The 26464-nt window shown below is 52.7% G+C and carries 19 protein-coding genes; 7 read left to right on the top strand and 12 right to left on the bottom strand.

Annotated elements, in window-relative coordinates; all coding sequences use genetic code 11:
* Window positions 1-21 precede the first annotated feature (21 nt).
* From QVF11_RS15215 to QVF11_RS15205, 3 genes are read left to right on the top strand one after another with little or no spacing between them, the layout of a single operon-like run.
* Complete coding sequence (locus QVF11_RS15215; RefSeq protein WP_287858057.1) at window positions 22-1293, top strand: FAD-dependent oxidoreductase; 1272 nt, start codon at window positions 22-24, stop codon at window positions 1291-1293.
* Window positions 1284-1544: a ferredoxin family protein gene (locus tag QVF11_RS15210; protein WP_287858056.1), complete on the top strand. Its 261-nt coding sequence runs from the start codon at window positions 1284-1286 to the stop codon at window positions 1542-1544. The genes QVF11_RS15215 and QVF11_RS15210 overlap by 10 nt, the downstream gene beginning before the upstream one ends.
* 21 nt (window positions 1545-1565) lie before the next feature.
* Window positions 1566-2141, top strand: a complete 576-nt coding sequence (locus QVF11_RS15205) for a glycerol-3-phosphate responsive antiterminator (protein ID WP_112213869.1) — start codon at window positions 1566-1568, stop codon at window positions 2139-2141.
* An 80-nt stretch (window positions 2142-2221) separates the two neighbouring features.
* On the opposite strand, the gene QVF11_RS15200 is transcribed toward QVF11_RS15205, so the two are convergent.
* From QVF11_RS15200 to QVF11_RS15180, 5 genes are all read right to left on the bottom strand, one after another.
* Window positions 2222-3091, bottom strand: coding sequence for an electron transfer flavoprotein subunit alpha/FixB family protein (locus QVF11_RS15200; RefSeq protein WP_287858170.1), 870 nt, complete (start codon window positions 3089-3091; stop codon window positions 2222-2224).
* On the bottom strand, window positions 3088-3870 hold the full coding sequence (locus tag QVF11_RS15195) for an adenine nucleotide alpha hydrolase family protein (RefSeq protein WP_287858055.1): 783 nt from the start codon (window positions 3868-3870) through the stop codon (window positions 3088-3090). Before QVF11_RS15195 ends, QVF11_RS15200 begins: the two co-directional genes overlap by 4 nt.
* Complete coding sequence (locus QVF11_RS15190) at window positions 3848-5269, bottom strand: MFS transporter (protein ID WP_376767769.1); 1422 nt, start codon at window positions 5267-5269, stop codon at window positions 3848-3850. Before QVF11_RS15190 ends, QVF11_RS15195 begins: the two co-directional genes overlap by 23 nt.
* Window positions 5270-5393: 124 nt before the next feature.
* On the bottom strand, window positions 5394-6848 hold the full coding sequence (locus QVF11_RS15185) for an FAD-binding oxidoreductase (protein ID WP_287858053.1): 1455 nt from the start codon (window positions 6846-6848) through the stop codon (window positions 5394-5396).
* 270 nt (window positions 6849-7118) lie between these two features.
* Window positions 7119-7904 (bottom strand): SDR family oxidoreductase, encoded by a 786-nt coding sequence (locus QVF11_RS15180; protein WP_112213873.1) that lies wholly within the window; start codon window positions 7902-7904, stop codon window positions 7119-7121.
* Between the two features lie 444 nt (window positions 7905-8348).
* Between QVF11_RS15180 and QVF11_RS15175 the strand changes: the two genes are divergently transcribed.
* Window positions 8349-9647, top strand: a complete 1299-nt coding sequence (locus QVF11_RS15175; protein ID WP_287858051.1) for an MFS transporter — start codon at window positions 8349-8351, stop codon at window positions 9645-9647.
* Between the two features lie 26 nt (window positions 9648-9673).
* Window positions 9674-11152 (top strand): FGGY-family carbohydrate kinase, encoded by a 1479-nt coding sequence (locus tag QVF11_RS15170; protein WP_287858050.1) that lies wholly within the window; start codon window positions 9674-9676, stop codon window positions 11150-11152.
* 39 nt (window positions 11153-11191) lie between these two features.
* Here QVF11_RS15170 and queE read toward each other — a convergent pair whose 3' ends face one another.
* Window positions 11192-11863: a 7-carboxy-7-deazaguanine synthase QueE gene (gene queE / locus QVF11_RS15165; protein WP_142514545.1), complete on the bottom strand. Its 672-nt coding sequence runs from the start codon at window positions 11861-11863 to the stop codon at window positions 11192-11194.
* Between the two features lie 1518 nt (window positions 11864-13381).
* Between queE and QVF11_RS15160 the strand changes: the two genes are divergently transcribed.
* Window positions 13382-14491 (top strand): SDR family oxidoreductase, encoded by a 1110-nt coding sequence (locus QVF11_RS15160; protein ID WP_287858049.1) that lies wholly within the window; start codon window positions 13382-13384, stop codon window positions 14489-14491.
* A gap of 66 nt (window positions 14492-14557) precedes the next feature.
* Here QVF11_RS15160 and eno read toward each other — a convergent pair whose 3' ends face one another.
* The 5 genes from eno to rlmD all read right to left on the bottom strand — a co-directional run bounded on the left by eno (window position 14558) and on the right by rlmD (window position 22373).
* Window positions 14558-15856: a phosphopyruvate hydratase gene (gene eno / locus QVF11_RS15155; RefSeq protein ID WP_112213879.1), complete on the bottom strand. Its 1299-nt coding sequence runs from the start codon at window positions 15854-15856 to the stop codon at window positions 14558-14560.
* Window positions 15857-15936: 80 nt separating this feature from the next.
* Window positions 15937-17574, bottom strand: a complete 1638-nt coding sequence (pyrG, locus tag QVF11_RS15150) for a glutamine hydrolyzing CTP synthase (RefSeq protein WP_112213880.1) — start codon at window positions 17572-17574, stop codon at window positions 15937-15939.
* Between the two features lie 227 nt (window positions 17575-17801).
* Entirely contained in the window at window positions 17802-18593 is a 792-nt protein-coding gene (mazG, locus tag QVF11_RS15145; protein WP_112213881.1) for a nucleoside triphosphate pyrophosphohydrolase, read from the bottom strand.
* 69 nt (window positions 18594-18662) lie between these two features.
* A complete protein-coding gene (gene relA / locus QVF11_RS15140) occupies window positions 18663-20903 on the bottom strand; it encodes a GTP diphosphokinase (RefSeq protein ID WP_112213882.1) in 2241 nt (746 codons plus the stop codon).
* A gap of 129 nt (window positions 20904-21032) precedes the next feature.
* On the bottom strand, window positions 21033-22373 hold the full coding sequence (rlmD, locus tag QVF11_RS15135; protein ID WP_287858047.1) for a 23S rRNA (uracil(1939)-C(5))-methyltransferase RlmD: 1341 nt from the start codon (window positions 22371-22373) through the stop codon (window positions 21033-21035).
* Between the two features lie 123 nt (window positions 22374-22496).
* On the opposite strand from rlmD, the gene barA reads away from it, so the two are divergent.
* Window positions 22497-25250 (top strand): two-component sensor histidine kinase BarA, encoded by a 2754-nt coding sequence (gene barA, locus QVF11_RS15130; RefSeq protein WP_112213884.1) that lies wholly within the window; start codon window positions 22497-22499, stop codon window positions 25248-25250.
* A 41-nt stretch (window positions 25251-25291) separates the two neighbouring features.
* Here barA and QVF11_RS15125 read toward each other — a convergent pair whose 3' ends face one another.
* Window positions 25292-26431 carry a glycerate kinase gene (locus QVF11_RS15125; protein WP_287858045.1) on the bottom strand — a complete coding sequence of 380 codons (1140 nt, stop codon included), beginning with the start codon at window positions 26429-26431 and terminating at the stop codon, window positions 25292-25294.
* Window positions 26432-26464: the final 33 nt, after the last annotated feature.

The raw sequence follows: 26464 nt of genomic DNA, 5'->3' as shown, positions 1-26464 counted from the left end.
TCTGGATATCTGGGGCGCAATATGGCTGACGATTTTGATATTATTATCATTGGTGCAGGGATAGCTGGCACCGCTTGTGCTTTACGCTGTGCGCGGGCAGGACTTTCCGTTCTGTTGCTTGAACGCGGCGAACTTCCCGGCAGTAAAAATCTTTCCGGCGGGCGGCTGTATTGCCATGCGCTTGCCGAACTCCTTCCTCATTTTCAGCAATCCGCTCCGCTAGAACGACGCATCACCCAGGAAAGTCTGGCCCTGCTGACCGCAAACGGCGCAACGACGTATTCCAGCCAGCAACCCAACGGCGACTCCTGGAGCCTGCTGCGCGCCCGCTTCGATCCGTGGTTTGTCGGCCAGGCTGAAAATGAAGGCGTCCAGTGTATTACCGGGGCGACGGTCGAGGCGCTGTATCGCGAAAATGGTCGGGTCTGCGGCGTCATTTGCGATAACGAAACCCTGCGCGCCCGCTACGTCGTACTGGCTGAAGGGGCTAACAGTGAGCTGGCGGAGCGGCATGGTTTAGTGCCTCGCCCTTCCCCATCATCAATGGCGTTAGGGATTAAAGCGGTGCTGGCGCTGGAGCAAAAAACGCTGGAGGATCGCTTCCGCCTGGAAGGTAACGAGGGAGCGGCGATGCTCTTCACCGGCGGCGTCTGCGGGGATTTGCCCGGCGGCGCGTTTCTTTATACCAATCAGGATACACTCTCATTCGGCATTGTTTGCCCGCTCTCCTCGCTGGGAAAAGCCGCGGCTCCGGCCTCTGAACTGCTGGAGAATCTCAAATCACATCCGGCCCTGCGCCCTTTGCTACGTGGGAGTGAAACGCTCGAGTATGGTGCGCATCTGGTGCCCGAAGGCGGTCTGCATAGCATGCCCGTGCAGTACGGCGGAGACGGCTGGCTACTGGTTGGTGATGCGCTGCGCACCTGTATCAATACCGGCTTTACCGTGCGCGGGATGGATATGGCGCTCATCGGTGCTCAGGCGGCGGCGCAAACGTTGATTCGAGCCTGTCAGCAAAGCACACCGCAAAACCTGTTTGCACAATATCATCGGGACGTTGAGCGCAGCGTACTGTGGGAAGTTCTTCAGCGCTATCAGCATGTGCCCGCGCTGCTGCAACGCCCCGGCTGGTATCGCCAGTGGCCTGCGCTAATGGAAGACATTTCCCGCGAACTCTGGCAGCAGGGTGAGCGCCCCGTTCCGCCGCTGCGCCAGGTAGTCTGGCGTCATCTTCGCCGTCACGGCCTGCGCCATCTGGCAGGCGATCTGGTCAGGAGTTTACGATGTCTATAGCCCGCAACGTCTGGCGTCCCGCCGACTATCCGCATATTGTTCCGTCCGCTTCACCGACTCCGGAAATCGCCGAGTTGTTGATTCAATCCTGCCCCGCCGGGCTTTTCTCACGCACGGCGGAAGGTGAGCTGCGGGTCGATTATCGTGGCTGCCTGGAGTGCGGCACCTGCCGGTTGCTATGCGATGAGGCAACGCTGAAAGAATGGCGCTATCCTGACTCTGGTTTTGGTATCACATTCCGTTTTGGGTAATAAATCTACGAAGGAAACACCATGCCCCTGCTACACCTGCTACGACAAAATCCGGTCATTGCGGCCGTCAAAGATAACGCCAGCCTGCAATTGGCCATTGATTCCGAATGCCAGTTTATCTCCGTGCTATATGGCAATATCTGCACCATCAGCAACATCGTCAAGAAAATCAAAAACGCCGGGAAATATGCATTTGTTCACGTCGACCTGCTGGAGGGAGCGTCCAATAAAGAAGTAGTGATTCAGTTTTTGAAGCTGGTTACCGAAGCGGACGGTATCATCAGTACCAAAGCGCCGATGCTAAAAGCAGCCAGAGCGGAGGGATTTTTCTGCATTCATCGCCTGTTTATCGTTGACTCCATCTCCTTTCACAATATTGATAAGCAGGTGGCGCAGTCTAATCCTGATTGCATCGAAATCCTGCCGGGCTGTATGCCGAAAGTCCTGGGATGGGTGACGGAGAAAATTCGCCAGCCGCTGATCGCCGGGGGGTTAGTTTGCGATGAGGAAGATGCGCGTAATGCGATGAAGGCTGGCGTCGCGGCCCTGTCAACCACCAACACCACGGTATGGAAATTAGCGAAGCAGCTTAATTAATTTATCGGCTTTGTTCCCGGGTCGCGGCGTAAACGCCTTACCCGGGCTACCGGACCACAACCTGTAGGCCGAATAAGGCGCTAGCCGCCATCCGGCGAAATGTCGGCGCAAGCTACCAACGCGTCAAGTACCGGTAGCCAATCATCCACAATGCCGACATCCGCCTGAGTAAATACTGGCGCGCTGGGGTCACGATTGATCGCCACAATAAACCGGCTATCCCTGACCCCCGTCATTAGCGCCGCCGCCCCGGATGCCCCAGCGACAATACAAACATCCGCAGCCAGCAGATGGCCTGAGATACCAATCAGCCGTTCCGCATCGTAGCCGCCGTTCATCACCCGCGCGCGGCTATAGCCTGCTTCTGCACCCAGATTGCGCGCCAGCACTGAAATGTTATCGGCATCGACGCCCTCGCCGCCCTGTCCGACAACCAGCACTTGCTTCGCCTCCTGTAAGGGATGGACTCCCGAACGCTTGACGCTTTCAACGCTGATTAGCCAGTCGGGTAACGCCGCTGGCGCGATATGGCGAGTCGTCATATCGGCAGGAAGATCGGTAGGCGTATTAACCCCGGGCTGGCGCGCCAGTGACAGACAAAGCGGTCGTGCCGTTACCTCCAGCGTCGCAATCAGCGCATTACCCCAATGAGACTTCGTCACCCGGCCCTCTGGTGTACTCACGGATAACGCCTGACATACGCAGCCGCCCTGTAAGCGCCACGCCAGCCGGGTGGCCAGCTCATCGCCCAATATGCCCGCCGGAAATATCAACATATCGACCGGCGTCTGCTGCCACTGGCTGACCAATGCATCAAGGACCTGTTCAGCCACATCCGGTTCAGCATCGAAAATCCAGCGCTCCAGTTCCGCCGGGCCAATATTGTTTGTCGCCAGCCAGTTACCCATCGCGGCGCTATCACTGGTTGCCATAACTATCGCTATCTTCATGGCTTCATCCTCTGGCGTAGATAGTTTTCCCATAGGCTTCTGGCTTTCTCCTGCGCCGTTGTTCCCTCGATTATCACCGCACAGCGCCGCTGTTCCGGGCGAGTCAGACGCAAACACTGAACTACGGGCATCGCCTCGACGGTCACAGCCTGGCGTACAACCTCCGCCTTTGCCGCTGCCAGACGCTGGCGCATACCGGGAACCGGCAGCGCCACTTCGCCACACTGCCTGACCGCAATCACCGCGGGCAGACGTACCCGACAGCGGCGGATACCAGATATCGTTCGCTGCTCGACGACAACAAAAGGTGGCTCAAGGGTAAAACGTTCGACCTGGGTAAAACAGGGCCAGTCCAGCATTTCCGCCAGCAAAAACGGCGTTTGCCCATTCTGACTCTCGCTGCTCTGACAGCCAGTGACAATCAGTTCCGCACCGTGGCTGCGCTGCCAGTCGGCAAGCTGTCCGGCAATAAACGATGGTGCAAATCGCAGGTCTCCAGCTGCCTCCAGCAGTACCTGCCGCTCAAACCCTAACGCGGCAAAGTAGCGTAGCCAGTGCAGCGCACGTTCATCACCAATGCTTAATGCGGTCAGGGTCATCTCACAGCCCGCACCACGCTGTGTCAGCAGCAGCGCGGCGGCGGCCTGTTCATCGGCACCAATAGCGCTGCGCAATAGCGAAACATCCGGCCCGCAGGTATCCAGCGCGGCAGCCTGCCAGTCCTTTTCTGCCAACATGCTAGCATCAGGCTCTGGTTTAAACGCCAATAGAATGTTCATTTTTACCTCCTTGTCTTTGGTCGCCGCTTCCGGCTGCCACCAGCGGCAGCGCTTTGGTCTCAGGAGCCCATAGCCAGGTCACCACGAAGCCAACCAGCAATACTCCGGCCAATAGCAGCAGCGTCACCGTCATCCCCCATTGCGCCAGGGTCCAGGGCAGCAGGCCGGTGCTGATTGCGGCGCCGAGCCGGCTCATGGCGGTAGCGAATCCCACACCCAGAGAGCGAATGTCCGTGGGAAAGCTTTCTGCGGGTAAAATCCCTACCAGATTACTCACCGCCGAAATTGTGGTGCTGAATAAGACAAAAAGCAGCAACGTCCAGTGGCTACCGGTCGGTAAGCAGGCCATGACAATTAATGTCGCCGCCAGCAGCAAAAAGCTGCCGAGCAGGAAATGGCGATGGGCCAGCAGATGGGTTAATACCAGACCCAGCAGCGCACCAACGATCAGTAGCGCATTCAGCAACAAGCTGGCAGTTAGCGCATCTTCAAGGCCAATGGTTTCGGCAATCGTCGGCAGCCAGGTGTAGATAACGAACCAGGGGATCACCAGGCAAACAAAGAAGATGCTATTAAAGGCCGTGCGTCGCCAGTAGCGCGATGAGAACAGGGTTCGGATATGTTTATTCGTCTCTTTCGTTACCTCATCGCCCAGTTGTACGTGCATACCAAAGCAGCGCTGCACCACGGCATGGGCTTCAGCGAATCGACCCTGACGCATCAACCAGCGTGGGGATTCCGGCGTTCCCCAGCGCAGCAGCGTAATCAATAGCGCCGGTAGAGCAGACGATGCCAGCAGCCAGCGCCAGGCATCCGGGTTTTCGCTTATAAAATGATGACCGGCAAGGCTTGCCAGTACGTAACCCACGGTCCACACCACGCTAAATGCGCCGAGTAGAATCCCCCGATGTCGGCGCGGCGAGAACTCGGCCAGCAGCGTGTGACCCACGGAGTAATCCCCGCCGAGGCCGATCCCTATCAGGATCCGTAAACCAATCAGCTGCTCGGGCGTAGTAGCAAAAAATTGCAGAAATGAAGCGACGGTAATCAGCACAAAGCTGAAGTTGAAAATTTTCTGGCGGCCAATGTGATCCGAAACCCATCCCAGGATCAGGCTACCGATAAAAAGCCCCAATAGCGCGGCACCGCCGATCATGCCGGCCATAAAAGGCGTCAGTTGCATGGCGGGGGTGAGCTGAATAATGGCGTAACCGATAACGCCGAGGACATATCCATCGACAAGATGTGCACCGAAAGTCAGCGCGGCAATGCGGCAGTGAAAACCGTTAAGCGGTAAGTCGTCCATTCGCACCGGTGAAGTGTTCATTTCTACCCCTTCATGGTCCGGTAAAAGTGTGGCTTCCCAATTGAGAAGCCGCTTATACGCGTCATCCTTCACGCTGCCTCTTCGTTGGCTACGTTCATAAGCCCCAGTCACGTACTCTTGTACGCTCCTGGAGACTTATTCACTTGCCGCCTCGATGCAACGCGAATGATTTTGCGTATATTTTGCGTATAACTAGCTACTTCTCAATCGGGTAGATCGTTCCGGTATTCATAATCCCGTTGGGATCAAACTGCTTCTTCAGACCTTCCAGCAGCGGCCATGCGCTACCGTGTTCCAGCTTGCTCCAGTGAACGCGATGTTTGCCAATTCCATGGTGATGCACCATAGAACCGCCAAGGCGAATCGTCTCTTCGCAGATAATCTTGTTCAGCGGATTGTGGTACTTATCGATCTCCTCTTCCGGCTTACAGTCCACCACGTTGTAGTCATAAACGAAGTACATGTTAGTGCCGTTCATATAGCTATGAGATGAATGGCCGCCCAGCATAGTGATATCGTCGGCGTGCGGGAATTCGGTACGAATACGGTGGATCACGCTTTCATAGATCTCATGGATACAGCTCCAGCAGCCTGAAACTTCAGTGGTGAATCCCATATTGCCGGTTTTCAGGATCTGCACGCGCTCGGCGGCCACTTTTTCCGGGCCCCAGTTCAGGTGATTAAACCAGTTTTCGATAAGCTTGCTGTCCACGCGCTGGCACTGCGGATAGCGCGCAACGACTTCCGCGATCCCTTCCCCGGTCGCTTTCGCCATCCGCGGGTTACCCTCTGCCATAAAGATCAGTACGCATTTGCCGTCGGCAAAATGAGTAAAGTGCTGGGTGCCATCTTCCGCATCATACAAGCGAGCAATTGACGGGCGATACCCTTCCACCATCACTTCGCGCAGGATGTTAAACCCGACCTTCATGTCGTCGAGGATATAGCCGTAAAACAGGTTATTTTCCGGGGTAAACTTGAAGATTTTCACTGTTACTTCAGTGATATAGCACAGTGCACCTTCGTTGCCGATAATGATGTGGCGAATGTCCGGACCGGCAGCACGACGCGGGACGTTTTTGATGCGGGTGATGGTGCCGTCAGGCAGCACGGCTTCCAACCCGACCACCATATCTTCAATCGCCCCGTACAGCGTGGAAAACTGACCGATGCTGCGGGTTGCCACCAGGCCACCCATCTGTGCCAACGGTTTAGACTGTGGTGAGTGTCCAGTAGTGTAGCCTTTAGCCCGCAGCGCGTTTTCCAGAATTTCGAGCGGTACCCCGCACTGCGCGGTCGCCTGCATATTTTCAATATCGATATTGAGGATTTGGTTCATCCCGGCGCCGTCCAGCACCACGGAATTCTCCACCACGGTTTCCAGTCCGCCTTCGGTCGCGGATGCGCCGGTACGCGGAACCCCGTTGATCTTATGCTGGTTCATAAACGCCAGCACGTTAGAAACCTGTTCGGTCGAACCTAACTTAACGACCGCAGCAGGCAGCGGCAGCGTAAAGACGCCATGGATGTCCGCATATTTACGAAAACGGTCAATACTATTTCGCTTTAAAACGGTTTCATCAGTAATTACGCAATCGGAGCCAACAATTTCTTTTAATTGGTCAACAATCGCTTCACGGGATAGAGACATAGTAATTCCTTCCTGATAATTAATTCGGAATATACACGTCACCTTTCAAACTGCCTCTTTGTTGGCTGCGAATTATTCGGTCCATCCATGGACCTCACCCCTTACGGGGCCGCTGCAAGCAGCGTTCAAATCCGCTCCCGGCGGATTTGTCATAACCCCCAATAACATAGTCATCTATGCTCCTGGGGATTTAATTCCCTTGCCACCTCGATGCATCTTGAATGATATTGTGTAATATAATAAATAAAAACAGAAACCACCGGTTACAAATTAACGCACCAGATAACCGCCATCGACAACTAACAAATGACCATTAACGTAATTTGATGCCTGACTGGCTAAGAATACGGCTGCTCCCATTAAATCCTGAGTATCCCCCCAACGATTTGCCGGAATATGATCCAGCACACGCTGGTTAGTTTCAGGATTACTGCGGGTAGCTAATGTAATATCGGTTGCATAATAACCAGGGGCGATGCCGTTAACCTGAATGTTATATTGCCCTAACTCATCGCAATATGCCTTAGTGAAACCGGCAAGCGCATGTTTGGTTGCAGAATAAGCCGGTGACCATTGGCCGCCAAGATAAGAGAATAAAGAGCAAATGTTAATAATTTTCCCGCTATTTTGCGGAATCATTATTTTTGCCGCTTCATAGCTGAGTTCAAAAGCCGCCGTCAAGTTAACATCAATCATCGGATCCCAGTCCGCACGACCGAAGTCCAGCACCTTATTCAGCTTACAAATCCCGGCGTTGTTGACCAGAATATCGACCGTGCCGAAGCGCTCGCAGCAGGCGGCGATAATCTTCTCAGGCGCGCCTTTCGCGGTGATATCCACCTGCATGAACTCAACTTCAACACCTTGTTTTTCAATTATTTCTTTCGTTTCACCGTTATCTTTAACAAAGCTTGGGATAAACAGGTTTGCCCCGGCTTTCGCTAGCGCCATGGCAAAGGCCTGGCCCAGCCCGCTGTTGCCGCCGGTGACAATCGCCGTTTTACCTTTCAGAGAGAAGAAATCCATTGAGAATGCATTAAGAGATTCGATCGACATAGTTTGGCTCCAAATTCTTTTAGGCAAAAAAAAAGAAAGGCAACTTCCCCCGCTAGAGGGAAGTCACCTTTCTCATTATCTCTGGTAACTGGGGTAAATTTTTAGCACAATGCTCAGACTTCTAATGTGATCGTAATCACAGATGAATATTTCGTATCACGATTAAGCATAAAACTACGAATCGTGATTACTCTCACACTAAAACCCACGCCAGCATGTTATTTCTAATCATAATTACTAGAGACCTGAGAAAAGTAATCCACCTGAACAAGGCGGTTTACTTTTCTCTTTTTTTCGTCTACACCCAGAATAATTCGAGTTACAGAAAGGTGGCAAGTTAATGAATCCCGATGAGTTTACTGTAGTAAATGATTCGGGTGAGTGAACGCAGCCAACGCATCAGCAACTTGAAGTATGAAGGGTATATTAAAATGAGATTACGATATGCAACAAACCTCATATCGCCGTTGGATAACGCTTGCCATTATTAGCTTTAGCGGCGGCGTCAGCTTTGACCTTGCCTATTTGAGATATATTTATCAGATCCCGATGGCCAAATTTATGGGATTCAGCAATACCGAAATCGGCTTAATTATGAGCACATTTGGTATCGCCGCAATTATTCTTTACGCCCCCAGCGGAGTTATTGCCGATAAATTTTCCCATCGTAAAATGATTACCTCGGCAATGATTATTACCGGCCTGCTTGGTTTATTAATGGCTACCTACCCACCACTGTGGGTCATGCTTTGTATTCAGATCGCCTTTGCTATCACCACGATTCTGATGCTGTGGTCGGTGTCAATTAAAGCCGCTTCTCTGCTTGGCGACCATAGCGAGCAGGGAAAAATCATGGGCTGGATGGAGGGACTGCGCGGCGTGGGCGTGATGTCGCTGGCGGTATTTACCATGTGGGCATTTTCCCGTTTCGAACCCGATGACAGCAACAGCCTGAAGACGGTAATCATTATCTACAGCGTGGTTTATATCCTGTTGGGAATACTATGCTGGTTCTTTGTTAGCGATGCCCCTCAGCACAGCAACGCCGCGAAAGAGGAGAAAAAATCGTTCCAGTTAAGCGATATTCTCGCCGTTCTGCGCATCAGCACCACCTGGTACTGCAGCATGGTGATCTTTGGCGTCTTTACTATCTACGCGATCCTCAGCTACTCCACCAACTACTTGACCGAAATGTACGGCATGTCGCTGGTGGCCGCGAGCTATATGGGGATCGTGATCAACAAAATCTTCCGTGCTATCTGCGGCCCGCTGGGGGGCATTATCACGACTTATAGCAAGGTAAAATCGCCAACCCGCGTTATTCAACTGCTGTCGATCGTTGGGGTGCTGGCGCTCATCGCGCTGCTGGCAACCAACTCAAACCCGCAATCCGTTGCCATGGGTATTGGTCTGATTCTGCTGCTGGGTTTTACCTGCTACGCCTCTCGCGGGCTCTACTGGGCTTGCCCCGGCGAAGCCAGAACGCCCAGCTACATCATGGGAACCACCGTCGGGATCTGCTCGGTGATCGGCTTCCTGCCCGACGTTTTTGTCTATCCGATTGTCGGCCACTGGCAGGACACCCTTCCTGCCGAAGAAGCCTATCGCAATATGTGGCTGATGGGATTAGCCGCGCTGTGCATGGTGATCCTCTTTACCTTTCTGCTGTTCAGGAAAATACGTAGCGCCGACGCCACACCAGAAAACGAGACATCGCTGGCCGCTGAAACAACCGGCGAGTGATGGTGAAAATTTAAAGGAGAATAATAATGTCAAAGAAATACATCATTGGAATCGATGGCGGGAGCCAGAGCACCAAAGTCGTGATGTACGACCTGCAAGGAAACGTAGTCTGTGAAGGGAAAGGCCTGCTACAGCCAATGCATACCCCGGATGCCGATACCGCAGAACATCCCGACGATGATTTATGGACCTCTTTATGCTTCGCCGGAAAAGATCTGATGAGTCAGTTTGCGGGCCATAAAGAGGATATTGTCGGTATCGGCCTGGGCTCCATCCGCTGCTGTCGCGCGTTACTCAAAGCTGACGGCACGCCTGCAGAACCGCTAATCAGCTGGCAGGACGCACGCGTTACCCGGCCTTATGAACATACCAATCCCGATGTGGCCTGGGTCACCTCATTTTCCGGTTATCTGTCGCACCGCTTAACTGGCGAGTTCAAAGACAATATCGCCAACTACTTTGGTCAATGGCCGGTGGATTATAAAACCTGGTCGTGGAGCGACGATGACGAGGTAATGAAGAAATTTAACATCCCTCGCCACATGCTCTTTGACGTACAGATGCCGGGGACAATCTTAGGCCACCTTACCGAACAGGCCGCTCTCGCCACCGGCTTCCCGGCAGGATTGCCCGTCGTCTGCACCACCAGCGATAAGCCAGTTGAAGCGCTTGGCGCAGGGCTGCTGGATGATGAAACAGCGGTTATCTCATTAGGTACCTATATCGCTCTGATGATGAATGGTAAGCAATTGCCGAAGGATCCCGTGGCGTATTGGCCAATTATGTCCTCTATTCCTGAAACGCTGCTGTATGAAGGCTACGGCATTCGTAAGGGAATGTGGACGGTCAGCTGGCTGCGGGACATGCTGGGCGAATCCTTGATTCAGGATGCCAAAGCGCAAGGGCTCTCGCCGGAGGATCTGCTCAATAAAAAAGCCTCTGTCGTCCCTCCGGGCTGTAACGGCCTGATGACCGTGCTGGACTGGCTGACCAACCCATGGGAGCCTTACAAACGCGGCATTATGATCGGCTTTGACTCCAGCATGGACTATGCGTGGATTTACCGCTCGATTCTGGAGAGCGTTGCGCTGACGTTGAAGAATAACTACGACAATATGTGCAATGAAATGAGGCATTTCGCTAAACACATCATCATTACCGGTGGGGGTTCGAATAGCGACCTGTTTATGCAAATCTTTGCCGATGTGTTCAACCTTCCCACCAGACGCAACGCCATTAACGGCTGCGCCAGCCTCGGCGCCGCCATTAACACCGCGGTAGGATTAGGCCTGTATCCTTCCTACGAGGCGGCCATAGAAAATATGGTCCGGGTAAAAGATGAGTTTATGCCAGTTGAACAAAACGCCAGTCGTTATGAGGCGCTAAATAAAGGAATTTTCAGGGAATTAACACAGCATACTGATGTGATTTTGAAAAAATCGTATCAAGTGATTCACGGAAACCTGGATGACGTTGACGCCATTCAAAGCTGGTCAAACGCATAGCGGATACGCCGGGCGGCGATTGCCCGCCCGGTGAAATATTCAGGCAATATTCAGATATTTATGCGTCTGCATAGAGAGACGCCAGTTGCGGGCGATGCAGGTCTCAATACACAGCCGCGTCGCGTCATCCTTCTGACTAATAGGCTGCAGCGCAATAACACGCGGTTTCTCGTCAGCCAGCGTTTCCAGTAGTTCATCCAGCGCTTCAATATCGCGCACGCGCCCAACCGGATGTTTAATTTCATCAGCCCGCTGTAGGGCCTGAGAAAGTACGCCATAGCCGCCGCGCATATTCACTTTTGGCGATACCGTCACCCAGGTATGAGGCGTACAGCGTACTTCATGGGTGCCGCTGGTTTCTATCTGGCAGCTAAATCCGTTTTGCTCCAGCAGAGAGGTCAACGGCGTTAAATCATGGATACAGGGCTCGCCACCGGTAATCACCACGTGGCGAGCAGTCCAGCCCTGACGCCCGATGATAGCCAGCAGATCTTCGCCGCTTGCCGGGCCCCATTTATCGCTCTCTTTGGTTTTCGCCAGAATGCTGAACAGCGATACTTCCCGATCGGCAAGCTTATCCCAGGTATGTTTGGTATCGCACCAGGCGCAACCAACCGGGCATCCCTGTAAACGAATAAAAATGGCGGGAACGCCGGTAAAGTAACCTTCGCCTTGCAAGGTCTGGAACATCTCGTTAATCGGGTACTGCATAATCATCTCTGCTTGGGGTTATGAGCGCGCATTATCGCAGATCGCGGATAGTCAGGCAAAACTGCGTTGCTTTCCCTTGGATACAATAAAATGCTTTACAGAGAGTTTCATTTAAATAATTACTGGCTAAAATCCAGAAAATAATTAGATAAAATCATAATCAACCATGCTTAATATTTGTTGACGGAGCAATAACTCAATGGAGCTGGCCGCTGCTCATTTGGACCGTGGTGTTGCTGAGCATCGCCATAAAAGGTGGCCTCAAAACCCTGGGACTGATTTGTCTGACAGCCATAGTCCTTACATTTGCGCTGCCCATTTCAGGCCACGCGGCGGGCTGGGGGAAACTATTCACCCTGCTTGGTTTCGCCACGCCGTTTATCGTGTTTTTGATTCTTATGCTGACGCCGACCGCCGCCGGAAGAGCCTTCAGAAAAATAGTCAGGGCATCAAACACCGCGACAGAACAGAAGAACAGTAGATCTTCAGGCCGTAACAGCGTTCGTACTGGCCGCTCATCGCGTGATAATTTTCGCGGTGGCGGCGCATCCAGGCGCTGGTAGTCATGTCTTATTCAGGAGCAAACAAATGCATATTAATCATTTTTTAGCCCAGCCCTCCAGACTATGTAAGTTTATTTTCGTTGCACTCTATTTTGCTACCAGTATTTATCTGATCAAGGATATGGGTGCGAATCATTGGGGAACACCCATTCTGGCTATGCGCGGGGAACACTGGATGTGAGAAGGAAGCAACATTCTCTGTATCGGTTTATCCTCGCTGGCGCGGGCCCCCCCCAGTACTTATATTCGTCAGGTTAATTAGCGGTTTATCCCCGCTGGCGCGGGGAACACTCTAAATATATTCCCTTGTTTATAATACTCTTTTTTACGAAACAACACTCTACCAACGTAATCATTACAAATATGCATTATTAAAGAGCATACAACCACATGATTTTAAATGATAAAAAAGCAGAGACTTATATTCACTTGAAGTTTACCAAAATAGTGTGATTTCTGTACCAGAGCTGAAACTTCTGCACATCATCGGATAACAACAATAGTTATGAAAAACACTCCGAACTACCAAAGAGCTCCCCACAAAGTCGGTATGTTCCTTCCAGAAGAAACGCTGGCATACTGTACTCAAACATTTAAGGCAATACCGTAGAAATATGTTAAATGCGCTGCATGATTAAATCGAACATTAATTAGCCGAGTAATACTTACGTTGGCAACAAATTTATTCTAATTTAATTTTTGATGTAACAAAACATTAAAAAAACAGCAATAGAAATAAAAACCATAAAAATAAAAAGACTTACATATCATTATGATACAAATGGATACATGAAATTATGAATTTATTATCACTATCCGAAGTCCAATCAGATCCGTAAAATTCCACAAGCTTAAAATAGTCTTAAGACATTGAACAAAGACGGATTTTTTATTTACCTCCCGTTTAATTTCCCGCTCCTAGAATCCGTAAACCAACCATGATGAGATTGAACTCATGAATACATTGTTAATTACAGGCGTGACCGGATTTCTGGGCGGGGCAGTTTTAGAAAATATTCTTAATCAGGAAAATAGATTTAATCTGCTACTGCTGGTTCGCGCCAATGATGATGCAGCCGCACTTGAACGGGTAAAGGAAAACCTGCGTAAATTCAATATTGCAGAAGAGAAGCTGGCAGCACTGAATTCACGGAGCATTCTGCTGGGCGATTTGGCGGATCCGGAAGTATTTCTTACCGACCCTCGCCTGGATCAGGTCACTCACGTTATCAACTGCGCCGCCATCGCCTCCTTTGGCAACAACCCGCTCATCTGGAAAGTAAATGTCGAAGGAACGCTTAAGTTTGTCCGGAGAATGGCACAGATCATCAGCCTTCAGCGCTTCCTGCATGTAGGCACGGCAATGTCGTGTTCACCTGAACAGGATTCACTGGTGGCAGAAAACGCAGAGTTCCGTGAACGCGCCGAGCACCTGGTCGAGTACACCCACTCTAAATCAACCATAGAACGCCTGATGCAGCAGGAGTGCCCAACACTGCCGTTGGTTATTGCCCGCCCCTCGATTGTGGTTGGTCACACTCATCACGGCTGTCAGCCTTCCAGCAGCATCTTCTGGGTATTCAGCATGGGCCTGATGCTGCAAAAATTTATGTGTTCGATGGAAGACCGCATTGACGTTATCCCCGTCGATTACTGCGCCGATGCGCTGCTAATGCTGCTCAACAGCCCACTTGCTCGCGGAGAGATAGTGCACATTTCGGCAGGTGAAGAAAATAGCGTGAGATTTGCGGATATCGACAGCGCTATGGCATCGGCGCTGGAACAAGCCCCGGTTGGCAATAAGTACGCCCAGGTCAGCTATGAGACACTGGTTAAAATGCGTCGCGAGCTGAAGGATATTTTTGGCCCGTGTAACGAGCGCCTTATGCTGAAGGCAATGCGTTTGTACGGCGCGTTCGCCACGCTCAACGTGCGATTTAGCAACGACAAGTTGCTCAGTATGGGGATGCCGAAACCGCCGCGCTTTACCGATTATATCGATCGCTGCGTGCAGACCACGCGCGGGCTTTCTATTCCGCAGCAAATGGCGGTGGATTTTAAGTAATCGTGATTTACGGGCAAAAAAATGCCAGCCCGAAGGCTGGCATTTTCATATCAGATAAAGACAGGCTTATGCCTGGCCTTTGATCTCTTTACGACCGTTGTACGGTGCTTTTTCGCCCAGGGCTTCTTCGATACGAATCAGCTGGTTGTATTTAGCAACGCGGTCAGAACGGCTCATAGAACCGGTTTTGATCTGGCCTGCAGCGGTACCAACAGCCAGGTCAGCAATGGTAGCGTCTTCAGTTTCGCCTGAACGGTGAGAGATAACGGCAGTGTAGCCAGCGTCTTTCGCCATTTTGATCGCAGCCAGAGTTTCGGTCAGAGAACCGATCTGGTTGAATTTGATCAGGATGGAGTTAACGATGCCTTTCTCGATACCTTCTTTCAGGATCTTGGTGTTGGTTACGAACAGATCGTCACCAACCAGCTGGATTTTGTCGCCCAGTACTTTAGTCTGGTATGCGAAACCATCCCAGTCAGATTCGTCCAGACCGTCTTCGATAGACACGATCGGATACTGTTTGGTCAGGTCTTCCAGGAAGTGAGTGAATTCTTCAGAGGTGAACGCTTTGTTGCCTTCGCCAGCCAGAACGTATTTACCGTCTTTGTAGAATTCGGAAGCTGCACAGTCCATCGCCAGGGTGATGTCGGTGCCCAGCTCGTAGCCAGCAGCTTTAACAGCTTCAGCGATAACAGCCAGAGCTTCAGCGTTGGAACCCAGGTTCGGCGCGTAGCCGCCTTCGTCACCAACTGCAGTGTTCATGCCTTTAGCTTTCAGAACTTTAGCCAGGTTATGGAACACTTCAGAACCCATACGTACGGCTTCTTTCAGGGATTTAGCGCCAACTGGCTGAATCATAAATTCCTGGATGTCGACGTTGTTGTCAGCGTGCTCACCACCGTTGATGATGTTCATCATCGGAACCGGCATGGAGTATTTGCCTGGGGTGCCGTTCAGTTCAGCAATGTGCTCATACAGCGGCTGACCTTTAGAAGCAGCAGCAGCTTTGGCGTTAGCCAGAGATACGGCCAGGATAGCGTTCGCACCGAAGTTAGATTTGTTTTCAGTACCGTCCAGGTCGATCATGATTTTGTCGATGCCAGCCTGATCTTTGGCGTCTTTGCCAAGGATTGCCTGAGCGATCGGGCCGTTAACCGCGCCAACAGCTTTCAGTACGCCTTTACCCATGAAACGGGATTTGTCGCCATCGCGCAGTTCCAGCGCTTCGCGGGAACCAGTAGAAGCACCTGACGGAGCAGCTGCCATACCGACGAAACCACCTTCCAGGTGTACTTCAGCTTCAACAGTCGGGTTACCACGGGAGTCGATGATTTCACGACCGATGACTTTAACGATTTTGGACATTAGGTTTTCCTCAGTACAAGTTAAACTAAAACTCCAGACAAACAATGCACCCGGATGGGTGCATTGCCGTTCTAACTCTTTTACTTCGCCTGACGCTTCTGGTACTCACCGGCGGCTTTCACAAAGCCAGCAAACAGCGGGTGACCATCACGCGGCGTCGAAGTAAACTCCGGATGGAACTGACAGGCGACAAACCACGGATGATTCGGCACCTCGATGATCTCGACCAACTGATCATCCCCGGAACGTCCCGCAATACGCAGGCCCGCATTTTCAATCGGTTTCAACAGCATGTTGTTGACTTCATAGCGGTGGCGATGGCGTTCGGTAATGGTTGGCTCACCGTACAGCTGGCGCACCAGGCTATCGTCGCTCAACTGGCACTGCTGCGCGCCAAGGCGCATCGTACCGCCGAGGTCGCTCTTATCAGAACGCACTTCGACATTACCTTCTTCATCACGCCATTCGGTAATGAGGGCCACAACCGGGTACTTACAGTCTGGCACAAATTCCGTGGAGTTGGCGTTTTCCATCCCCGCTACGTTGCGCGCAAACTCAATCAGCGCAACCTGCATACCCAGGCAAATACCCAGATATGGAATGTTATTTTCACGCGCATAGCGCGCAGTGGCAATCTTACCTTCAACCCCGCGATAGCCAAAGCCACCAGGAATCAGGATAGCGTCTAAATTTTTCAGAATTTCGACGCCGCGCGTTTCGACATCCTGCGAATCGATCAGCTTGATGTTAACGGTTACGCGGTTTTTCAGACCACCGTGCTTCAGCGCTTCAATCACCGATTTGTAGGCATCCGGCAGTTCAATGTACTTGCCAACCATACCGATGGTGACTTCACCTGCCGGGTTTGCTTCTTCGTAGATAACCTGTTCCCATTCGGCTAGGTTCGCTTCCGGACAGTTTAAGCTGAATCGTTTACAAATATAATCGTCCAGCCCCTGGGATTTCAACAGGCCTGGAATTTTATAAATGGAATCGACATCTTTCATCGAAATAACCGCTTTTTCTGGCACATTGCAGAACAATGCAATTTTGGCACGTTCGTTCGCCGGAATAGCGCGATCGGAGCGGCAGACCAGAATGTCAGGCTGAATACCGATGGAGAGCAGCTCTTTAACGGAGTGCTGAGTGGGTTTGGTTTTGACTTCACCCGCAGCGGCCAGGTACGGCACCAGAGTCAAATGCATAAACAGCGCGTTTTCACGACCGATATCCACCGCCAGCTGGCGAATCGCTTCGAGGAACGGCAGCGACTCGATATCGCCAACGGTGCCACCGATTTCAACCAGCACCACATCATGGCCTTCGCCGCCGGCCAGTACACGCTCTTTGATAGCGTTGGTGATATGCGGAATAACCTGTACGGTTGCGCCCAGATAATCACCACGGCGCTCTTTGCGCAGGACATCAGAGTAGATACGGCCAGTAGTGAAGTTGTTACGACGGGTCATCTTGGTGCGAATAAAGCGCTCGTAGTGACCCAGGTCCAGATCGGTTTCAGCGCCGTCTTCAGTAACGAACACTTCCCCGTGTTGGATTGGACTCATGGTGCCCGGATCGACGTTGATGTACGGATCCAGTTTCATCATGGTCACGTTAAGCCCGCGGGCTTCGAGAATGGCTGCGAGGGAAGCTGCGGCAATGCCTTTACCCAGAGAGGATACGACCCCGCCGGTCACAAAAATATAGTTCGTTGTCATGCTGAACCTGAGAAGTTAGGTTTAAAAGACGATGGAATAACCAGGACGGGAAAGCAGTATACCCGATCATGACTGACGCCACAAACTTTCATTATCCCTCCTTTTCATCAGGCCCACACAAACGCGGGGAGTGAGAAAATAGCCGCTTTTGGCGAAATGTTTTTGACGTAAATCAAGCGCTTGTTATTTAAAAAATCACACAAATAGCGCTTGATCACGAAAACCCTTTAGAGATCAGTTTCCTGGCGTTTTACCTCTTGCCACACATCTTCCATGGTATCGAGGTCAACACCGGTCATTTCCAGGCCTCGCGCGGCGACAATCCGCTCAACTTCACGGAAACGGCGCTCAAACTTGAGGTTCGCTTTTTGCAATGCAACTTCGGCTTTCACCCCTAAATGGCGGGATAAGTTGACCGTTGCAAACAGCAAGTCGCCGACTTCCTCCTCCAGTTTAGCTTCATCAATCACCGCCTGCTGCGCCTCGTGCATGACTTCATCAATCTCTTCGTGCACTTTGTCCAAAACCGGGCCAAGCGAAGTCCAATCAAAACCTACTGCCGAGCAGCGTCGCTGGATTTTATGCGCACGCATCAGCGCAGGCAGGCTATGTGGAATATCGTCCAGCGCAGAATGCTGAGACTTTTCGGCCCTCTCCGCACTTTTAATTTGTTCCCAACGCGCCAGTACTTCGCTGCTGTTACCCGCAGAAGCATCGCCGAAAATATGCGGGTGACGGCGCTCCAGCTTGTCGCTGATCGCGGCGCAGATATCGTTGAAATCAAAACGCCCCTCTTCCTGTGCCATCTGAGCATAGAACACGACCTGGAATAGCAGATCGCCCAACTCGCCACGCAGATCGTCGAAATCTTCGCGGGCAATAGCGTCAAGCACTTCATAGGTCTCTTCAAGGGTGTAGGGGGCGATGGTGGCAAAAGTCTGCTCTTTGTCCCATGGGCAGCCATTTTCCGGGTCCCGCAAGCGCTGCATGATACCGAGCAGCCGGTCGATTTGGGTCATGGGTCTTTCCTGATTAAGAGAAGCCGGGTGGTGGCTTTCGCCTGACCCGGCTTATAAAGAATAGCGATCTTAACCGCCGTGAAGACGACGGGCGTCAATCACATCCGGTACCTGATTCAGCCGGCCAAGCACACGGCCCAGCACCTGCAGGTTGTAGATCTCAATGGTCATATCGATTGTGGCAAGCTGCTGTTTGGTATCACTGCGGCTGGCAACGCCCAGCACGTTGACCTTCTCGTTGGCAAGAATGGTGGTGATATCGCGCAGTAGGCCGCTACGATCGTTAGCCTGAACACGCACGACCAGCGAGTAGCCCGCCGAGTAGCTTTCTCCCCACACCGCGTCCACAATGCGCTCCGGGGCATGCGATTGTAATTCCGCAAGCTGATCGCAATCCGCGCGATGCACCGAGATCCCACGTCCCTGAGTAATAAAACCGACAATCTCATCGCCAGGAATCGGCTGACAGCAACGCGCAATATGGTGCATCAGGTTACCAACGCCCTCAACCACCACCCGGCCGTTATCTTTGCTGCGGTTATTCTGCGGCGTATAGGTTTTCTGCTGCAGCTGTTTCAGCGCGGCGGCATCCTGCTCCTCGGCGCTCGGTTTATTGAACTGCGCTTGCAGGAAGTTTACCATTTGGTTGAGACGAATATCACCGCCGCCAATCGCAGCCAGCAGCTCGTCCTGCTCGTTAAAGTTGTAGCGCGGCAACAGATGTTTTTCCGCATCCTTCAGGCTGATACCCAGATGCTCAAGCTCGTCATCGAGGATCTGCCGCCCGGCAAGAATATTTTTATCGCGATCCTGCTTGCGGAACCAGGCATGAATCTTGGAACGCCCACGGCTGGTCGTGACGTAGCCAAGGTTCGGGTTCAGCCAGTCGCGGCTCGGGTTCGGCTGTTTCTGGGTGATGATTTCAATCTGGTCGCCCATTTGCAGCTGGTAGGTAAAAGGTACGATGCGCCCGCTGATTTTTGCTCCGATGCAGCGATGTCCGACATCGCTGTGAATATGGTAGGCAAAATCAAGCGGCGTTGAGCCGGCAGGTAAATCCACAACGTCGCCCTTCGGCGTAAAGACGTAAACCCGGTCATCAAAGACCTGGCTGCGAACCTCATCCAGCATTTCGCCGGAATCCGCCATCTCTTCTTGCCAGGCGATCAGCTTACGCAGCCAGGCAATGCGATCTTCGTAACCGCGCGCGCCGCTGGCCCCCGCGCTGGCGCCCTCTTTATATTTCCAGTGCGCAGCCACGCCCAGCTCAGCATCTTCATGCATCTGTTTAGTACGAATTTGAATTTCTATCGTTTTGCCGCCGGGTCCCAGCACCACGGTGTGAATCGACTGATAGCCATTGGGCTTCGGATTGGCAACATAGTCGTCAAACTCATCCGGCAGATGACGGTAGTGAGTATGTACAATGCCCAGCGCGGCATAACAATCCTGCAGACGCTCGGCGACAATGCGCACCGCACGCACATCAAACAGCTCGTCAAATGCGAGGTGCTTTTTCTGCATTTTGCGCCAGATGCTATAGATATGCTTTGGTCGCCCGTACACTTCGGCTTTGACGCCCTCGGTTTTCATTTCCGAGCGTAAATGGCCCACAAATTCGTCGATGTAATGTTCACGATCGATACGCCGTTCATGCAGCAACTTAGCAATGCGTTTGTATTCCGCCGGATGCAGATAGCGGAAGCAGTAATCTTCCAGTTCCCACTTGAGCTGACCGATCCCCAGGCGGTTGGCCAGCGGCGCGTAGATATTGGTGCACTCTTTCGCCGCCAGCACGCGCTCATCTTCCGGCGCATCTTTCACTTCGCGCAGATGGGCAATCCGCTCGGCAAGTTTGATAACCACGCAGCGGAAATCATCGACCATCGCCAGCAGCATGCGGCGAATGTTGTCCACCTGTTCAGAAGAGACCGAGTCGGTATGGGTGGCTTTAAGCTGACGTATGGCGGCCATATCCCGCACGCCGTGAATGAGGGTAACGACGGATTTACCTACGCTCTCCTGCATGACTTCTTCGCTGACGACGTTGCCGTCCGCCAGCGGGAAAAGCAACGCCGCCCGCAGCGTGTCGATATCCATGCTGAGCATGGAGAGAATCTCCACCATCTCCACGCCGCGCCACAGCAGCAGATCGGCCTGCGGGTGTCCCTGCGTTTTCTCTCGACAGTAATCCCAGGTTTCGGCTAAGCGTTCACACGACTGCTGGCTGGAAATTCCCAGACTCGCGATCCATTTCTTCGGGTCAAATTCACCAGCTTTATTTAGATGTGCACTTCTTACCGCAACCATTGTCCTCTCCTTAAGGGACCGGCCTGCCGAAGTCGGCAAGCCTTAACTTTACACTTCATTCTTCAAACCGCACCAATGTTGGCTTCCTTCGCTCACCTCGGTCACTGACTTGAGTAAGCTCCTGGGGATTCACTCCGTTGCCGCCTCGATGCGATTCGAATGATTTTGTGTATGCTTGTGCTCAAACAACACCATTGATTCCAGATGCCCGGTATGGGGGAACATATCCAGCATCGCCAGGCGTTGAATGGTATATCCCGCCTGTAATAAAACGTCACTATCGCGCGCCAGCGTCGCGGGGTTACAAGAAACATACACCACCCGGTGCGGGGCTAACTTTATAATATGTAACATTACGCCCGCCGCACCGGCTCGCGCCGGGTCGAGCAAAATTTTATCAAAACCGTGCTTCGCCCAGGCCTGCCGAGTGACGTCTTCTTCCAGATTCTCATGAAAGAACGTTACATTGTGCAATCCGTTGAGCGTTGCGTTCTCGCGCCCCTTTTCCACCAGAGCGGGAACCCCTTCTACGCCGACGACCTGCGCAGCACGCTTTGCCAACGGTAGGGTAAAATTCCCCATCCCGCAGAACAGATCCAGCACCCGGTCCTCTGGCTGAAGATCCAGCCACTCCAGCGCCGTGCGCACCATAAGCTGGTTTACGCCATCGTTCACCTGGATAAAATCGCGCGGGCTGAACACTAAGCGTAGACCGTCAGATGTGTACCAGGGAGATTCCCCGCTAATATGCTCCAGTATCTCGCTTTGCGGTGCCAGATACAGGGAAAGACCGTGAGATTGCGAAAAGCGTTCCAGTTTTTCTTTATCTGCCGCAGAAAGGGTGGCAGTGTGGCGCAATACCATCAACGGACCGTTATCCGCCAGCACCAACTCGACATGACCAAGCTGACGAACCGATTTCAATTCGGAAAGACACTCCCGCACCGCAGGCAATAACGCACCAAGAGTGGGCACCAAAACAGGGCACTGCACCACGTCAACAATTTCGTTTGAATTAGCCTTCCGGAAGCCTACCTGTAATTGTTGGGTCTTTGGCTGATAATTCAAGCTCAACCGCGCCCGCCGACGGTAGCCCCAAGGTGAAGCGGCTATAATGTCATCGACATCGCGTTTCATTAGCCTGGCAAGTGCAGCGCGTTTACTCTGCTGCTGCAGGTCGATGCTGGCGTGCTGTTGCTGGCACCCTCCGCAGACGCCAAAATGCGGGCAGCGCGGTGTTTCTCGTTGCGGGCTGTCGCTAAGACGGCGTTTAACCTGCGCGCGGGCATACTGTTTTTTATCTTCGACCAGGACAACTTCCGCCTGCTCTTGCGGCAATAAGCCGCTGACAAACAGCGCTTTACCCTGATGACGCGCAACGCCTTGACCAAAAGGGTCAAGGTCACTGACTGTAACGGTTATGATCTGGCGCGTCGTCACACGCCGTTTTGCAGAGTAGAATTGCGCCATCGTAGAGATTTGTCTCAATTAAATATAACGAGATCGTTCAGAGATGCGTCGGCGGCAAGCAAGTGAAGCCGACATGAAAGCAGTCTGAAGGATAATTTATATATTCTCCCATAATGGAACCACATGACCAACTACAGCCTTCGTGCTCGCATGATGATTCTAATTCTGGCGCCCACCGTTCTGATCGGTTTGTTGCTCAGTATTTTCTTCGTCGCACACCGCTATAACGACCTTCAGCGCCAGCTGGAAGATGCTGGAGCCAGTATTATTGAGCCGCTGGCGGTTTCCAGTGAATATGGTATGAATCTGCAAAACCGCGAGTCCATCAGGCAGCTGATTAGCGTTTTGCACCGCCGCCATTCCGATATCGTGCGCGCAATTTCTATCTACGACTCGCATAACAAGCTGTTTGTCACCTCCAACTTTCAGCTTGATCCCGGCGAACTTCAGCTTCCCAAGGGGGCTCCTTTCCCTCGGCGCTTAAGCGTGATTCGCAATGGTGACTTGATGATTTTGCGCACCCCGATCGTCTCGGAAAGCTATTCACCTGATGAATCACCGGGGACTGATGCTAAAATGCCAGGCAACATGCTGGGCTACGTGGCCCTTGAGCTGGATCTCAAGTCGGTACGGCTGCAGCAGTACAAAGAGATTTTCATCTCCAGCGTGATGATGCTTTTCTGTATCGGTATTGCGTTGATCTTCGGCTGGCGACTGATGCGCGATGTCACAGGTCCGATTCGCAATATGGTGAATACCGTCGACCGCATTCGCCGCGGCCAGCTTGATAGCCGCGTCGAGGGCTTTATGCTCGGCGAACTGGATATGCTCAAAAACGGCATTAACTCGATGGCCATGTCGCTGGCGGCCTATCATGAAGAGATGCAGCATAACGTCGATCAGGCCACGTCCGACCTGCGTGAAACGCTTGAGCAGATGGAGATTCAGAACGTCGAACTGGATTTGGCGAAAAAGCGTGCTCAGGAAGCCGCTCGAATTAAATCCGAGTTTTTGGCTAATATGTCCCACGAGCTGCGCACCCCGCTAAACGGCGTAATCGGCTTCACGCGCCTGACGCTGAAAACCAATTTAAATACCACCCAGCGCGATCACCTGACGACTATTGAGCGTTCAGCCAACAATCTGCTGGCAATCATTAACGATGTTCTGGACTTCTCTAAGCTCGAAGCGGGCAAGCTGATTCTGGAAAGTATCCCATTCCTGCTGCGCAACTCGTTGGATGAAGTGGTCACATTATTAGCGCATTCAGCGCATGATAAAGGCCTGGAGCTGACGCTGAACATCAAAAATGATGTTCCGGATAATGTGATTGGCGACCCGCTGCGCCTGCAGCAAATTGTGACCAACCTGATGGGTAACGCCATTAAATTCACCGAATACGGCAATATCGACGTACTGGTGGAACAGCGCACAATTAGCAACTCCAGAGTGCAAATTGAAGTACAAATCCACGACACCGGTATCGGTATTCCAGAGCGCGATCAGTCACGCCTGTTCCAGGCTTTCCGCCAGGCTGACGCCAGTATTTCCCGCCGCCATGGCGGTACCGGGCTGGGGCTGGTCATCACCCAGCGCCTGGTGAAGGAGATGGGCGGCGATATTTCATTCCACAGCCAGCCTAATCGCGGCTCAACGTTCTGGTTCCATATCAGCCTCGATCTTAACCCTAACGCTGTCCCCGATAGCGTGTCAACCGACTGTCTGACAGGCAAAAAGCTGGCCTATATTGAAGCTAACGCCATGGCGGCGCAGTGCACCATGGAACTGCTGGCAACAACGCCGTTAGAGGTGGTCTATAGCCCAACCATGTCCGCCCTGCCTGATGCTCATTACGATATTCTGTTAGCCGGTATTCCAGTGGCGGTACGCGAGCTGGAGCAGCATCGCGATAAGCTGACAAGGGCCTGCAAGCTTGCGGATCACCTGCTGCTGGCGCTGCCGTGCCACGCCCAGGTCAGCGCCGAAGCGCTTAAAGAAGATGGCGTAGCGGCCTGCTTACTCAAACCGTTGACCTCAACGCGCCTACTCCCGGCACTGACGGCTTCATGTCAGACGCAACCCACCATCTTATTACCGCATTCAGATGGTAAAAAACTGCCGATGACAGTGATGGCGGTCGATGATAACCCGGCAAACCTGAAGCTCATCGGGGCTCTGCTGGAAGATCTGGTTCAGCACGTCATCCTTTGCGACAGCGGCCAGAATGCCGTCGAAGAGGCTAAAGAAAAGCAGCTGGATCTGATTCTGATGGATATTCAGATGCCAGAAATGGACGGTATTCGCGCCTGTGAACTGATTCGCCAGCTCCCTCATCAACAGCAAACCCCGGTCATTGCCGTGACGGCGCACGCGCTGGAAGGCCAGCGCGAAAAGCTCCTGAGCGCGGGAATGAATGATTATCTGGCGAAACCGATTGAAGAAGACAAGCTCTACAGCCTGCTGCTGCGCTATCAGCCGGGCAAGAATGTTGCACCGCTCGCGGTAACTGAGGCTGTCGAACTGCCAATCGATCATAACGTCACCCTGAACTGGCAGCTGGCGCTACGCCAGGCGGCGATGAAACCAGATTTGGCGCAGGAAATGCTGCAGATGCTGATCGCCTTTATGCCGGAAGTTCGTAATAGAGTGGAAGAGCAACTGGTCGGCGAGCAGCCGGAAGGGTTGCTGGATTTGATTCATAAACTCCACGGCAGCTGTGGCTACAGCGGCGTTCCTCGCTTGAAGAAATTGTGTCAGACCATCGAGACTCAGCTACGCTCAGGTACCGTCGCCGAAGAACTAGAGCCGGAGTTTCTTGAATTGCTGGATGAAATGGATAACGTCGTACGCGAAGCATGCAAGCTGATGGGCATTTAAATCGTCATCCCCGGTCATACCGCTGCACGACCGGGGAAAACTTATAATACTTGCCCCATTTTCAGCACCGCAGCGACGTTTCTCGCCGTCATGCGCACGTTTTCGGCGGCATTTTCAAGTGCCTCATCAAGCGTGCAAATGGAATAAATCACGCTGAATACCGCATCCAGACCGTGATCGTGCACCACACCAACGTCCGCCGTCAGGCTACCGGCGATACCAATCACCGGAAGGTTGTAACATTTAGCCACCCTCGCCACGCCAACCGGCACTTTACCGTGAATCGTCTGGCTGTCGATACGCCCTTCGCCTGTAATTACCAGGTCCGCATCCGCTACAATATCGGCAAGATGCAACGCGTCGGTGACAATCTCAATTCCTGGTCGCAGCTTCGCGCCGCAAAAGGCGTACAAGCCAGCTCCCATACCGCCCGCCGCGCCGCCACCTTCAAGGTTCAGCACGTCGAGATCTAAATCGCGATGAATAATCCCGGCAAAATGGGCCAGCGCCTTATCCAGGCGGGCGATCATCTCCGCCGTCGCTCCTTTCTGCGGGCCAAATACCGCCGTAGCCCCTTGCGGGCCAGTCAGCGGATTAGTCACATCGCAGGCGACATCAATACGACATTCAGCCAGACGTTCATCAAGCTCGCTGATGTCAATACGCGCCAGGCTATCCAGAGCACCGCCGCCGAGCGCAATCTGCTGGTTGTCGTGGGTCAGCAGCTTCGCCCCTAGCGCCTGTACCATTCCGGCTCCGCCATCGTTAGTGGCGCTGCCGCCGATGCCGATAATAATCTGCTTCACGCCTGCGTCCAGCGCATGACGAATAAGCTCTCCCGTCCCCCATGACGTGGTCAGCAGAGGGTTACGTCGCGCCGAAGGCACGCTCTCCAGACCACTCGCCGCCGCCATTTCGATAAAAGCGCACTGCTTGTCGCCTGAAAGTCCGTAAAAAGCCGCAACAGGTTCACCAAGCGGCCCGGTGACGGTGACCTCAACCTGATACCCCTGAGTAGCTGCGACCATGGCTTCGACGGTTCCTTCGCCACCGTCCGCAACCGGCAGTTTGACATACTCCGCGTCCGGATAAATTTCCCGAAAACCCTGCTCTATCGCGGTTGCAACATCCAGCGCACTCAGGCTCTCCTTGTATGAATCCGGTGCGATCACTATCTTCATAAGCTGTCCTTAAAATGAGCATTTACCCGGTAA

It is taken from the genome of Klebsiella sp., from assembly GCF_027492335.1.
GTDB classification, from domain to species: Bacteria; Pseudomonadota; Gammaproteobacteria; order Enterobacterales; family Enterobacteriaceae; genus Klebsiella; species Klebsiella huaxiensis.
Note: the sequence above shows the minus strand (reverse complement) of the source record. Positions and strands in the feature narration are given on the sequence as shown.

Excerpts from the sequence above, each read along its gene's own strand:
- QVF11_RS15215 (WP_287858057.1), top strand. The coding sequence starts at position 22 with ATGGCTGACGATTTTGATATTATTATCATTGGTGCAGGGATAGCTGGC.
- QVF11_RS15210 (WP_287858056.1), top strand. The coding sequence starts at position 1,284 with ATGTCTATAGCCCGCAACGTCTGGCGTCCCGCCGACTATCCGCATATT.
- QVF11_RS15205 (WP_112213869.1), top strand. The coding sequence starts at position 1,566 with ATGCCCCTGCTACACCTGCTACGACAAAATCCGGTCATTGCGGCCGTC.
- QVF11_RS15200 (WP_287858170.1), bottom strand. The coding sequence starts at position 3,091 with ATGAAGATAGCGATAGTTATGGCAACCAGTGATAGCGCCGCGATGGGT.
- QVF11_RS15195 (WP_287858055.1), bottom strand. The coding sequence starts at position 3,870 with ATGAACATTCTATTGGCGTTTAAACCAGAGCCTGATGCTAGCATGTTG.
- QVF11_RS15185 (WP_287858053.1), bottom strand. The coding sequence starts at position 6,848 with ATGTCTCTATCCCGTGAAGCGATTGTTGACCAATTAAAAGAAATTGTT.
- QVF11_RS15180 (WP_112213873.1), bottom strand. The coding sequence starts at position 7,904 with ATGTCGATCGAATCTCTTAATGCATTCTCAATGGATTTCTTCTCTCTG.
- QVF11_RS15175 (WP_287858051.1), top strand. The coding sequence starts at position 8,349 with ATGCAACAAACCTCATATCGCCGTTGGATAACGCTTGCCATTATTAGC.
- QVF11_RS15170 (WP_287858050.1), top strand. The coding sequence starts at position 9,674 with ATGTCAAAGAAATACATCATTGGAATCGATGGCGGGAGCCAGAGCACC.
- queE (WP_142514545.1), bottom strand. The coding sequence starts at position 11,863 with ATGCAGTACCCGATTAACGAGATGTTCCAGACCTTGCAAGGCGAAGGT.
- QVF11_RS15160 (WP_287858049.1), top strand. The coding sequence starts at position 13,382 with ATGAATACATTGTTAATTACAGGCGTGACCGGATTTCTGGGCGGGGCA.
- eno (WP_112213879.1), bottom strand. The coding sequence starts at position 15,856 with ATGTCCAAAATCGTTAAAGTCATCGGTCGTGAAATCATCGACTCCCGT.
- pyrG (WP_112213880.1), bottom strand. The coding sequence starts at position 17,574 with ATGACAACGAACTATATTTTTGTGACCGGCGGGGTCGTATCCTCTCTG.
- mazG (WP_112213881.1), bottom strand. The coding sequence starts at position 18,593 with ATGACCCAAATCGACCGGCTGCTCGGTATCATGCAGCGCTTGCGGGAC.
- relA (WP_112213882.1), bottom strand. The coding sequence starts at position 20,903 with ATGGTTGCGGTAAGAAGTGCACATCTAAATAAAGCTGGTGAATTTGAC.
- rlmD (WP_287858047.1), bottom strand. The coding sequence starts at position 22,373 with ATGGCGCAATTCTACTCTGCAAAACGGCGTGTGACGACGCGCCAGATC.
- barA (WP_112213884.1), top strand. The coding sequence starts at position 22,497 with ATGACCAACTACAGCCTTCGTGCTCGCATGATGATTCTAATTCTGGCG.
- QVF11_RS15125 (WP_287858045.1), bottom strand. The coding sequence starts at position 26,431 with ATGAAGATAGTGATCGCACCGGATTCATACAAGGAGAGCCTGAGTGCG.